The organism is Bacillus sp. CGMCC 1.16607 (assembly GCF_042683745.1).
GTDB lineage: Bacteria > Bacillota > Bacilli > Bacillales > Cytobacillaceae > Pseudoneobacillus.
Window position 1 is genome coordinate 301,678 of record NZ_JBHUJX010000012.1, and the last position, 12,263, is coordinate 313,940.

The following is a 12,263-nucleotide window of genomic DNA, read 5'->3' on the forward strand; positions in this document are numbered from 1 at the left end:
CATTACACCTCGTTTTTCAATAGAATTGTTTTTAATTTCTTTCTAACCCTTGAGAGCTTATTATGCACCCAGGATTCCTTAGCTTGAAAATCATTGGCAATTTCTTTAGAGGTAACACCCTCAACATAATATTTTTTGAAAATTGTCCTTTCGGTATCAGTAAGTTCTTTAAACAAACTTGATAGTTCAAGACTCTCTGAACTTAATGGACTCAAAATTCTATCGTCCAATTCCTTATTACTGATATGTTGCTTTAATTTAATGGACTTACGCACATAATCAATGGCACGATATTTGGCAATCGCAACAATCCATTGCTTAAATTCATTTTTTGAAGAATCAAATGAATCAATATGGAACCAGATAGAAACTAATACATCTGAAAAGCATTCTTCGATATCTTGTTGATTTCCGTTCAGATATCTTCGAATAACAGCATGGATTAGACCACCGTGTGTCTTCATAAGATAGGATATTGTTTTTTCATTTTTCAACTTTATTTGTTGTACAACGTTATCGTTAGTAACCCTCAATTTAACCTCTCCTTCATTAGTTATTCGGTACCTGCCTATTAATACGTCAGATATTATTCAAACCTATCTAAATCTAAAAAAATTTTTAAAAAAAGTATGGCAACGGAAACTTGAAATCAGAAGATGCAGGTATACAAAAGTTACTTCATCCTTAACCACATCTACGAAAATGTTTACAAGTACAAATAGGATCGTCATTTTGACGATCCATTGTACTAAATCTCATATTTTGGTTATCTAGGGTTGATAAAAATAAGGATTTCAGAATCTAGTCTGAATAATTCTGCTACTAGAAAACGATTTAATAGTTAATAAGTTTAAGTCATTAATCGTTAACGATAACGACATCTAGAAATTTACATTCCGTTTACCACATAGCATTCATGTAAATGTCCCAGTTATTCTTCCTACTTCTTTGCTTCAATACACCAGTGTGCACCTTTATTATGTATTTTGATTTCTCTAAAATGATTCATTTTTAATCTATCTTCTAACTCCTGGTTATCCACTAAATTAAAGTTTTGTGTGCGTTTCATCTTTTTCAAATGGGATTTATCCGTGAAGGAAATAAATAGCGTCCCATTTGGTTTTAACAACCGAAAGATTTCTCTCAACCCCTTGTCTAAATCATTCCAAAAATATATCGTATGAACAGTATAAATCTTGTCAAAAATATCATTGTCAAAAGGTAAATCCTCTATATCAGACTGTTTTACATCCATTTGGCCCGTTTCAATAAAATTTTGGTTTAATTTTCTTGCTGCCCTAACCATTTCTTTAGAAATATCGACTCCGTAATTTTTTCCATTAGTTTTATGATGTGCAACTCTATTTAAAGTGGAGCCATTACCAATTCCAATCTCCAAAATACTTTCATTTCCCCTAATATCTAACAAATTAAATGTCCAATTATTTATTTCATAGTTTCCCTTTTCCATATACTTTCCAATCCATGTTGAAAGAAAACCATTAGGCTTTTTCAACTGATTTCCTAGCCAAATTTGAAACATAATACCTCTTAATTTTTGTACATTTTTTCATAATCAATAGTTGTACTCACTTCTAAAATTAATATAAACGCTTGACCATCATCGGAAGTCTAAGAGCAACTAATATATCGTCTAATAGATTATGGATCCTCTAGCAACCGTTAATATAAATTCACTATAACTAACAAACGTTAGTTATTAACTATTTTTTGAAACCTTTTTCCAATTGATCACATGCTCAACAGATAGAAGAAGCTGAAGCACTGCGTATTCCGTTATTTTTTAGTGAGAAAAAATACATTTAGTATTCCATAAAAAAACACCCTTCTTTATAAAAGAATGGGTGTCAAATCTAATCAATGCTTAGCAAAAGCGAGCTAATTTTGTATCACTTTCAATTCCTTTTTATCAGTGCTAATAATGACGATTTTGTATGGTTCTTCTTGAATCTGATGTTTGACTTCAGATGAATCTAAAAACTCTTGGATGGTTTGAGCAAGTTTGTTGACTACTCCTTCAATGTCTTTATATGTGGATGGAACTGTAGTGCGGACTTCTATATAAAAATAATCTTTTTTACTTGAATAGCCTACACTATCAAATTGGTAGAATTCTGTTTTAGCGGTTAACCCCTCATGTATCGTATGGTAGATAGGCAGAAACTTTCCTTCTCGTTCTCTTGCCTTTTGGTCAAAAAGATGCACCTTGACCTCGTATTCTCCCTTATTCTCACTTCTTAAAGCTTCTATTATAGCAGTTTTGATCTCTTTAACTCTTGTTTCTGTATTAGGGATATTTTCCAGATCAATTCTACCTAATCGAACGCCAAATCCACCTTTGCTATAGCCATATGATTGTAACACGTCTTCTACGATCGCTGAGACTTGTTCAAACTCCTGATCTTCTTCTGGTGGGTTTAGCATTGAATCTTTAAAGAATTTCCCTGTTTCAGGGTCATTAACTATCTTTACAGTAAAATGTTTATGATTTCTCTTAGTTACCTCTTCGACAATGGATTGGAGGGTCTCTTTTACCTCAGCAAAATATTCCTCTGTGTCAAGTACAGCAACGGTGACTTCTTGTTTTGTATTATTTACACTTACAACAATATTGGAAGGGCTAAAATCACCGTTTTCGAAAAGTGCTTCGTTTATTTCCGAAATCAAAGGTTTTGCTTCTATTTTCTTTTCAAATACTAAATGTAAATAAGGGATGGCTGCAGCTATTCTTGCAACAGTTGGAGATGTGAATGCTGCTCCAATAAAGAGACAAAAAGAGGCAGCGATTACGATAGAAAAATAAACAACTTTATTGCTGGTCTTCCTTTTGTCCTTTTTTACACGATGAGTAAAATCGATCCAGTCTTTCTCCACTTGTACTTCTATCTTATGGTCAATCTCTCCATTCTCATAACGGTTAGGCAAATCATTAATGAATGTTTCCAGAGAATGAGGGACCATTAAGTCATTCAATGATTGAAAATCTTCGTTCTTATATGCCATTCACCTTTACCTCCTGTAAAATATGAGATTGCTTCATGATTTGCGCCAACTGTTGTTTTCCGCGTTTCATTCTTGTTTTGACGGTATTTTCATTTTCTCCAAGAATGAGAGAAACTTCCTTTACGGTCAGATTTTCATAGTAATGGAGATAAAGAGGCAAACTCTGTTCTCTTTTCAATTTCATGATATATCCGATCACTTCCGCCTTATTTTCCTTTTGAATCACAACCTGCTGTGCCGATGGATCACTATCAGTTACTTGAACTTCTGCATGCTCAATATCATTATGTATACGACGGTTAATCTTTCTATAAATGTCTATCGAACGAGAATAAACTAGACTGAAAAACCATGCACGAAAATTCGTTATCTCTTTATTCTTCATAATACTTATATAAGCACCCTCTAAGGCATTTTGTATGGCATCTTCTGCATGTTCTTTTGATTTAAGAATTAAGAACGAGGTTTTAAAAGCAGTTGGCAGAAGATTCTTCACAAGCACGCTAAATGATTCTTTATCTCCGCTCCTTATTTTTTTTATTAACTCTTGGTCTTTATTCATGGGGACCTCCTCTTTCAAGTGATTACATATAGTAAACGAAATAAATGGTTTGTTTGGTTTCACTTTTTGAATAAATAAAAAAGTTTTTTATGTAAAAGTACCTTTTGACGTAATTCCTAATATTCTCTTCTTTCAGTTTAACGGGTTGTGAATATAATGATAAGGCTTGAGGAAGGAGAAAAAAATGAGGAAATTCAAGATTAAGCTGGGATAGGGTTAGACGAAGGTTTTACTGTTTTTTGGGGGATAAATACCTTAAAAGAAAACAGCCTAAACCAAAAAAACCGCTCCTAAATAATAGCGGTTATCTGAAAGTTTGAAGGCGATGCTTATCGTTTTTGTAGAAATTGATGAAGAATCTCCATCTCGTCAACCGATAAAATGTTCTCCGCCAATGGAAACAACACTTTTTCTTCGTTAGCGAAGTGTTGTATTAAGGTAGCATAAGCTTGAACGGCATATACGGTAATCCATTTTGCGTCATTTTCATCAATGGTTGATCCTTTACTTTCAGCTTCTGTTAGAAAATCCCGTAGATGCTGCTCTACTTTCTCATGTTCAAATTCCATCATTTCGATTGTTCTGTCCGATTCTCCGAGGTGGCGTCCTATCAAAGGGAACAACCCTTCTTCTTCTCGTTCGGAATGTGCCTTTAGCTTATCATTGAAAGCAAAAATTTGCTGGTACAATTTCGTAAATAATTGAGCCACAACAGGGCCTGACTCGAATTCGATCTCTTCAGTGATCTCAAAAAAACAATTCATATCTGCTCTTAACGAAACATGCTCATCTATTAATTGTTGCAGTGGAGCACTTAATACAACGTTTGTAACCTTCATCGTCAAATCCCTCCACAATCGCTTCACTATACTTCAAAAAGGAAAATATGGCTGTGGCATAATTTATTAAACTACTCAAAGCATACGCCAAAAGAGTTGATTTTTTTGTGATAGTAATCACACAAAAAGCATTGGTACGTCCAGTAGCCTTAGGAGAATTGTTGTTTACATCCAGTAACATCCAGTCTAGTTTTACAATTGAATTTATACTGTATGAAAGAAATAACGATACAGTTTATACTAATTGTATAATGTGAAAAAAGGGATAATAAGGGGTATAAAATGATAAACATACACATTAAATCAGACACTTTAATCATTGTCGTTCATGAAATTTATGGAATTAATCAGCATATAAATCATATCTGTCACTCGTTATCAGAACAAGGGTTTGATGTAATTTGCCCTAATTTATTAAGACAAGAAGCAGCTTATGATTATTCACAAGAGAAAGTTGCTTACCTTAATTTTATGGAAAACATAGGTTTTAACAATGCCTATGATAAAATTAAAAGTGTATTATTAGAAATTGAAGGTAAATATAAAAAAATATATATTATCGGGTTTAGTGTTGGGGCAACGATTGCTTGGTTGTGTAGTCAGGAAGAATGTCTCGATGGAATTGTCGGATACTATGGTTCACGAATTAGGAATTATATAGAAATAGATCCACAATGTCCTGCAATGTTATTCTTTCCGGAAAAGGAACAATCATTTAACGTTGATGAGTTAATTTCATGCCTAGAAGTAAAGAATATTAAGATACATAAATTTTACGGACAACATGGATTTAGTGACCCATACTCTTCTAAATATAATGTAAAATCAGCACAACTAGCATTTAGCAAAATGGTTGATTTTTTTCTTAAACATTGAACATCTCTTTGATGTGAGAACCATTGATATTCCAATAGTTCACACATCAAAGAGATGAACGTTTGAGCAATTTTTATTAAGTAAATTTCAATTAAATGAAAGGTACATACACCGGGAAATCGTTTTCTCCTAACAATCTCATTGTGAATGGCACCTTCGACTACACCAAATTTGAAATGTTTGATTTTGTTTTATAATCATTCAAATACTTTCTGATTCGATTCGATCTTTCACTACTTGAAATTTTAATAATCTAGTTTTCGAAACCATTCCAGCACTTTCTAGAGTTAACTTAGAATTCGTATTGTAATACCAACAGCCACAAATGGGTATTAAGTCATTAAGATAGCACCATTCTTTTAAATTATTTATAATAGTTCGACCGATTCCTTGCTTTCTATGTTCCTCATTTACAAACATACCAACACTTGCATAACCCTTTTGCAACATACTTTTTTCGATGATTCCTGCACCTAGTAGATGATTTTCATTCATAAAAACAAAAATCTCACCAGCTGCAATTCGATCATTTAATCGATCAAAAAAATCCTGACTAACTTCAATAATGCGCTCTGCATCACTATGCGAAGCTTGTCTTAATTTACCGCCTGCAAATAATTTCTCTTTTTTACTCGGAATTTTGCTGTCTTGGAAAAAATATGCTTGTTTAGTCATCTTGAAATCTAGATCTAGGACGGTACTTAACAAAAACTCATCGCTTGTTGGAACAAATATTGATGAAATCGAATGGGATGAAAGAACATGTTCTAATACCTCGCGGCTTTTGCTATACATAGGAACCTTTAGAAAAAATTGTGTCAGCAAATCTTCATTTAATATCGCAAAATAGCCAATTACGTCTTCGTTGACATTGATTTTATAAAAGATAGAGCTTAAAATTCGTTCCTCAAAAAATGAATCAATTGGCGATTGTAAGGTAGATACATATTCTTGGATCATATCTTTTAATTCACTTTTGTTGCATTTCTGAAAATCATAGTTCATTTCACGTGCTCCTGTTAAAAAATATTTTAAAATTACTCTATACTATGAAAATGGACACCACACTTTTTACTCTTAAATAATTATTGCTTAACGGTGTTGTGTTACTGCTACTTTACGTATACATAGAAAAGATCAATTTTATTGCCGTTCAAAAAACCTCTACAGTGAGTCCTTTTGAGTATGAACTACAGAATAACGCCTATCTCTTTAACGGCATAAATAACTCAGGAGTCAATTCTTCACTTTCAATGACAATAGCAGTTAACCCTACATTTGTTTTCGTTTCGTGCCATTCATCTTTTTCCCAAAAGACAGCATCCCCAGACTCAACTTTAAAATATTCATCCTTTTCATTGCGGATATAACCCTCTCCGTTCAATACCAAAAGAAGTTGCGACACTACTGCTTGATGATAGCCTACGATACCATTTTCATCTAAGTGCATACATCCAATGTGAGTTGGTTTACTTGTTTGAATTATACTGACATAATAAAATCCGAATTGAATTTTGAAATCATTTTACCGCTCTCTTTGTTAAATCTATAAAATTCCATATTTAACCTCCTGTAAATAGAAATATTTGATTAATATTGGCACTCTTCTCTTAACTTCAAGTCTTTTAGCTCACATAGTTTAAAATTATGTACTCATTATTATTTAAATTTTTTCCCGTTCAAATAATATGCAGACTCTAAAAATACTGTAAAGGCGATTTCCACCTCATCAATACCAAGTGAATGAATGTGTTTTGTTGTAATTTTTGCAAATTCATCCTGAATCTCCTGGCCACGGTCAAACCATTTCACTTCTATGAATGGAAATCCTGGTACCTCCTCTTGATTAAAAACAAATGTAGAGGGGATGATTTCTAATGTGAAATTGTCCTTTTCACAATTACACAGAACAGCTAATTCTTGGACCAATGGTGTACTTATTTTTTTCACTTGATTAACGGTTATTCCTTTAATAATTAATTGTGGCATTTGGCTTCCTCCAATATAATTGAAAAATTAGTGTCTTTTTAAGTACATTTAACCTTTTCGATCTATTAAACTATTTTTCTCCTTTATAACTAGTTCAAATGAAATTCATAACATGTAACGGCTTCAACTTGTTTGAAGCCCTCTTGAATATATAATGCTTTTGCTCTCTCATTCTCACCATTAACAGATAGAACAGCTCTTTTAAAGGATTTTTCTTTGGCAAAATGTAGGGCAGCCCTTAATAACACTCTTCCTAATCCTCTACCTTGATACTCCGGAATAATAGCAAGCGGTCCGATACTCATGATTGGTTCTCCCTCATATTCGTCTACCGATCCCCTTACAATGCCAACAGGTTTGTCCCTATGGAATAAGATCATCATTCCGCCTTCTATATATTCCTTGCTCAGTACCATTTTCGTAACCATTTCAGGAGTGATTGGTGTTTCACTTCCCTTAAGCTTTGCAAATCCTGCATTTCGAATTTCACACCATATTTCTTCATCATTTCCCGGTATAAAAGACCGTAGGACATATTCATCTGGTAAGCTATAACCCGATACTACTAAGTTCTCTTTTACAAGCATGAAGGAATATCTCTCTACAGTAAAATTCAATTTTTCAATGAACTCCATTACTTTTTTATCCGTTGTAGGAATAAAGATAAATAACTTATCAAGACCACCAGTATGACTTAAAAGAGCTTGCATGAGCGACTTATAGCAATCTATTTCCTGAATTTCCGAATGAAAAATTCTAAAACGTGCTTTTCTACCTCTTCTAAAATAATCCGTCATTATTAATGAAGCTGCCGCTATTATCTCCCCATTTGTATCCGAAATAATATATGTAAGATTTTCATCATTAGGTTCAAATTCCTTTAAATCCTCGTCATAAAGAAATGAGTCGTCTACCTCTTGTCTATGTTTCTTGCAATAATTAATAAAATCCGCTATCCTTTCACTATTCAAAGCCTCAATCTTCATTTATTTCCCCACCTTTACAATATTTTAGATAAGTCCAATTTATTTTGAAATATTTCTTTCTAAATTTCATCAAAGAACAAAGTTATTTTAAGTATAAAAATCTATAGTTCTTCTAGTACCATTATCCGTTATAAAATTTGATCGTTTCCTCTTTGGAATTTTAATATGAACAGCGCCTTTGAATCGTTTTAATGGCAATGTTTCGCCACAGGTAGCAGTTCAATTGCCCTTTACTTTATTTGGAACTTTGATTATAATTTTAATAGATAAACATATACTAAAAAAGAGCTCCAGCTGTAACTGGAAGCTCTTTATACAGCTTACTGCAGTTAGTGCAGTGGCCAGAGGGCGAAATAATCCACCTACTTTGCCAGAGCGGGGTGGGTTATTTCTTTTTACTAGAAGAAATACCAACTGCGATTACTGCAACGATTAAACTAGCAAAACCAATCATGAGACTGATTCCTTCGTAAACAGTAAACATCAGCGTCACCTCCCTTCTTTAAGGAAGTGCCACTGCCCACCCAGCATATAACTGTACTTCTAAATTATACCACAAACTCCCTCATAATGCGAATGTACGTTTGATTAAATCTCCCGTGATAAACCTATCTTTAGGCTTTTAAATTGTATTCTTCACTGTGTCTCTTGCTTGCAGCTTTATGTAATCTATCCTTTATCCTAATACACTTATTCAGATGTAAAAAAATATGTCTTGTCGCAGGCATCAATATTAACCCTGCTATGTTTTTTTTACTCCAGTAATCGGCTAACCATTTTGAATTTTGAGAAACAGCATTTTCTTGAAATAGTCGTGTAATTCTTTTTTGTTCCACTTTTTCCTTTAATTGCCCAGGTCGTAATGAAGATACAACTTGACGAGTTTGTTTACTAACCGCTGTTCTATAGTCTAATAAAACATTAATATCAATTTCTGAACTTATTAAGGCAATTTCCTTTTCACTCATATCATTGCCAGAGTGAACAAATCCTATATTCATTTTTTCAAGCCAACACTCTGCAAAAAGAACTTGTTGTTCATTAGCAAGTAAAATATTCATCGTCATATCTTCAATTCGGGAGATATGCCATAAATGCCAGGCAATCGAATTTTTTGTATCAGGATTGGGTACTGGATAATGTCTAAAGGTTGTTTCATTTAAATTCTTCAATAATTCATCTTCCAGTGTAACTTGAGCAGTTTTATTGAGAGAAGATGAATGTAACAACGAATGCTGAGATAAGAATAATTGAATTGCTCGTGAGTGTTCAGTAGGTTTTAATATTATTTCTGTTAAAATCTTATGATGTTCATTCCATGCCTTTCGTTGACTTATATCCATTAAAATCAACTCATTTCCAATTCTGTTCTTAATAAATACTTCGATTTAGTCGCTCCTGAACCCTTCTTTCCAATTACAATTATACAAATGATTATGTCTTTAATCTTTAATTAAACTACTTCATTAGTTGAAAAGATGATTGAGCCTACTGTGTGACCATTGGTAAGTAAAAGATCTTCATCAGTTCAAATAGTTAAAGCAATCCACTCAAGCCCGAAGTTTTTCTTGTTTATAGTAACTTTTGGGAATAAGTTCCCCGTTTCCTTAAGATGTTGGTGTTCCTCTGTCTCTACATTTAGTCGAGATTTCTCCAACCTTTATCTAATTTTCTAGAGTCATTCCCGTTAGTTTTTCAACCCTTTTTGGAGAATATAGATCGCCATTCCCTCTTTTTAACTTTAGTAATTAAAATAAGCCAAAACTATGCAACTCTGTATAAAAGCTGCATAATATCGGCTCTAAGGATTTAACACGTTATAGAAGATTAGCTTTTCGTTACATTAACAGAGCATTTCTAATTAATAAATTATAGGAAAAGTAAATGTAACGATAGCTGCCCAAAGTCCGTAGATCGGCAAATACTTAGTAACGGCATCTTGGATAGTTGAAGGTCCGGATTTGTTTTGTAGAAAACGCATATAGGAGAGCATAATCCAAATTAGATTTGCCCAGATGAGTATGTTTACTCCTAAAACAGCAAGTCTATTAGGCGTAATCCCATAAGAAGAAAGTCTGAACACGATGGCTGACAAAGCCACACTGTCAATAATAAGCGCAAGAACAATTAAGGCAAAATTTATATAATCTGAAATGGTCTTTTTCCCGTCTGAGTCGCTCTCGATAATGGAAAATATGGTAACGGCCAATACACCAAGGAGTATTCCGTTGAAGGCTATCAAGAAATTGCGGTCCAAGAATGGATTTTTTCCGACCCATATAACCGTTATAAGATAAACCAACAATGTGACCAGGACAAGAGGACTAAAAATTTTAGCTATATATGGTGTAATATTCTTAGCAAGTTTAAGATTCATTGATACTAAATATGCAGCCACAATAGCGAGAGCAGCAGCACCAAATAAGACAACATTACTAAAATAGAAGTCTTCTATATCCAAGCCAACAAAGCTAAATAACTGCATGGTTAATGCTGCTAGTACCATTCCGCTAACTGCCATGCTGGCGTAGAGAATACAATATTCTAAATTAAATTTAATATAGGCTAATCTTGTACTGCCTTCCCGATATTCATTTCCTGTAAATGCAAGCCCTACCAATACCCACAAAAATATGGGAAGGTGTAAATAAGCAAGAATAATACTGTCTTTATAATCTAATGGCAACATATTAAGATATAACCCGGAAATTAGGAACATCGCTGCAAGAGAAAAAATAACACTTTTTTTCGGAGTATTATTGTAAATAAAATAGGCAGCAATAAAAGGAATTATACCGAAAGCCAGGTTAATTGGAGCAATTGCTTCCTGTTCGACAAAATGGAAAATGATCCTGGTGCTTATCCCGGCCAGAATGGCTAAAATGCCCATGAATAAGAAACCTTTTTGAAGCAAGGAAGATTTTTCAGTATTTCCAGACTCTTTGAAATGCAATCTTTCATACCAAACACCAAGAACCTGAGAATCAGGTTTTTGGTCCCATGCGTGTGAGAATGACTTTTTAAAAGCTTTCGGGTCTTTTCGATACATTCTCTCCAACTCATGAGGGTCAGCAATATTTTCAATAATCAAATTGTTAATATCCATAGTTATACCTCCTCTATAATTGTTATATTAAGTTTCCTGCATAATTTTTAACTGTCTTCGTCACTTTTGTATTCCAAAATATCTCCAGGCTGACATTCTAAAGCCTTACAAATTGCCTCTAATGTGGATAATCGAATCGCCTTTGCCTTTCCATTTTTCAATATAGAAAGGTTCGCCATTGTTATTCCAACCTTCTCCGAAAGTTCTGTTACGCTCATTTTCCTTTTCGCTAACATCACATCAATATTAATAATAATTGCCATTGTCATTCACCTCAAACCGTTAAATCATTTTCTGATTTGATATTGATTGCTTCTTTTAAAAGTTTTTGGAGAACGGCCGCAAAGACTGCGATAACCATCGAAGCAAAAGGAACAACCAATCCGACAAAGATAACTCCTGGTGCGTCGTCTACTTCCGCAAAGATATAGAAAAGCGGCAAAACTAGCACATGCAAAATACTGATTGTGATGGCACAGTATTTAATTTTCTTTAAAGCTTTTACAGATAAATCAGAGAAAGCGTTATTTTTGTCAATATAGCGTAAGAGTTTGAAAGCCTGATACAAAGCAAAGTAATAAGGTATCGCCGATGCATCAAAAACGATGAAAACGAGATATTTTATAAAAGCAAACTCAGGAAGCAATTTTGCTGCAAGATTCGCTATCTCAGGCACCAAAAAGATACACAGAGCAAGAACTGGGACTCCTAAAAGAATTACAGCTATTTTTAAAAACAACGTTGTTACTTTTTCCATAAATAGCACCTCACTTAACTTATTGATTCTGATTTTAATATATATTTTATCGTTTTACAATAAAATTTTATTAATTTATATAACATTTTTATTGTACGATTTTAGTTTAAACAAAAATAAAGAG

14 protein-coding genes and 1 pseudogene are annotated in these 12,263 nt (G+C 33.4%); 1 reads left to right on the forward strand and 14 read right to left on the reverse strand.

The window, feature by feature from the left end; all coding sequences use genetic code 11:
• Nucleotides 1–2: 2 nt before the first annotated feature.
• From ACFSO7_RS08735 to ACFSO7_RS08755, 5 genes are all read right to left on the reverse strand, one after another.
• Nucleotides 3–533, reverse strand: coding sequence for a sigma-70 family RNA polymerase sigma factor (locus tag ACFSO7_RS08735; RefSeq protein ID WP_377876917.1), 531 nt, complete (start codon nt 531–533; stop codon nt 3–5).
• 407 nt (nt 534–940) lie between these two features.
• The gene (locus ACFSO7_RS08740; protein WP_377876918.1) at nt 941–1,543 is read right to left on the reverse strand and encodes a class I SAM-dependent methyltransferase; all 603 of its coding nucleotides are present in this window, start codon (nt 1,541–1,543) and stop codon (nt 941–943) included.
• 356 nt (nt 1,544–1,899) lie between these two features.
• Nucleotides 1,900–3,024: a hypothetical protein gene (locus ACFSO7_RS08745; RefSeq protein WP_377876919.1), complete on the reverse strand. Its 1,125-nt coding sequence runs from the start codon at nt 3,022–3,024 to the stop codon at nt 1,900–1,902.
• A complete protein-coding gene (locus ACFSO7_RS08750) occupies nt 3,014–3,586 on the reverse strand; it encodes an RNA polymerase sigma factor (RefSeq protein WP_377876920.1) in 573 nt (190 codons plus the stop codon). The genes ACFSO7_RS08745 and ACFSO7_RS08750 overlap by 11 nt, the downstream gene beginning before the upstream one ends.
• Before the next feature lie 329 nt (nt 3,587–3,915).
• Entirely contained in the window at nt 3,916–4,425 is a 510-nt protein-coding gene (locus tag ACFSO7_RS08755) for a hemerythrin domain-containing protein (protein WP_377876921.1), read from the reverse strand.
• A gap of 282 nt (nt 4,426–4,707) precedes the next feature.
• On the opposite strand from ACFSO7_RS08755, the gene ACFSO7_RS08760 reads away from it, so the two are divergent.
• Nucleotides 4,708–5,301, forward strand: a complete 594-nt coding sequence (locus tag ACFSO7_RS08760; RefSeq protein ID WP_377876922.1) for a dienelactone hydrolase family protein — start codon at nt 4,708–4,710, stop codon at nt 5,299–5,301.
• 201 nt (nt 5,302–5,502) lie between these two features.
• Here ACFSO7_RS08760 and ACFSO7_RS08765 read toward each other — a convergent pair whose 3' ends face one another.
• The 9 genes and pseudogenes from ACFSO7_RS08765 to ACFSO7_RS08805 all read right to left on the reverse strand — a co-directional run bounded on the left by ACFSO7_RS08765 (nt 5,503) and on the right by ACFSO7_RS08805 (nt 12,139).
• Nucleotides 5,503–6,306: a GNAT family N-acetyltransferase gene (locus ACFSO7_RS08765; RefSeq protein WP_377876923.1), complete on the reverse strand. Its 804-nt coding sequence runs from the start codon at nt 6,304–6,306 to the stop codon at nt 5,503–5,505.
• A gap of 199 nt (nt 6,307–6,505) precedes the next feature.
• A pseudogene (locus ACFSO7_RS08770) lies at nt 6,506–6,861 on the reverse strand (cupin).
• Between the two features lie 99 nt (nt 6,862–6,960).
• Nucleotides 6,961–7,290 (reverse strand): DUF1904 family protein, encoded by a 330-nt coding sequence (locus ACFSO7_RS08775; protein WP_377876924.1) that lies wholly within the window; start codon nt 7,288–7,290, stop codon nt 6,961–6,963.
• A gap of 89 nt (nt 7,291–7,379) precedes the next feature.
• On the reverse strand, nt 7,380–8,276 hold the full coding sequence (locus ACFSO7_RS08780) for a GNAT family N-acetyltransferase (protein ID WP_377876925.1): 897 nt from the start codon (nt 8,274–8,276) through the stop codon (nt 7,380–7,382).
• Nucleotides 8,277–8,661: 385 nt separating this feature from the next.
• Nucleotides 8,662–8,760, reverse strand: a complete 99-nt coding sequence (locus tag ACFSO7_RS08785; RefSeq protein WP_377876926.1) for a putative holin-like toxin — start codon at nt 8,758–8,760, stop codon at nt 8,662–8,664.
• Nucleotides 8,761–8,890: 130 nt separating this feature from the next.
• Nucleotides 8,891–9,619 (reverse strand): DinB family protein, encoded by a 729-nt coding sequence (locus ACFSO7_RS08790; protein ID WP_377876927.1) that lies wholly within the window; start codon nt 9,617–9,619, stop codon nt 8,891–8,893.
• A 518-nt stretch (nt 9,620–10,137) separates the two neighbouring features.
• Nucleotides 10,138–11,382 (reverse strand): DUF4153 domain-containing protein, encoded by a 1,245-nt coding sequence (locus ACFSO7_RS08795; protein WP_377876928.1) that lies wholly within the window; start codon nt 11,380–11,382, stop codon nt 10,138–10,140.
• 47 nt (nt 11,383–11,429) lie between these two features.
• The gene (locus ACFSO7_RS08800) at nt 11,430–11,645 is read right to left on the reverse strand and encodes a helix-turn-helix domain-containing protein (RefSeq protein ID WP_017153334.1); all 216 of its coding nucleotides are present in this window, start codon (nt 11,643–11,645) and stop codon (nt 11,430–11,432) included.
• 11 nt (nt 11,646–11,656) lie between these two features.
• A complete protein-coding gene (locus ACFSO7_RS08805) occupies nt 11,657–12,139 on the reverse strand; it encodes a DUF2975 domain-containing protein (RefSeq protein ID WP_377876929.1) in 483 nt (160 codons plus the stop codon).
• Nucleotides 12,140–12,263: the final 124 nt, after the last annotated feature.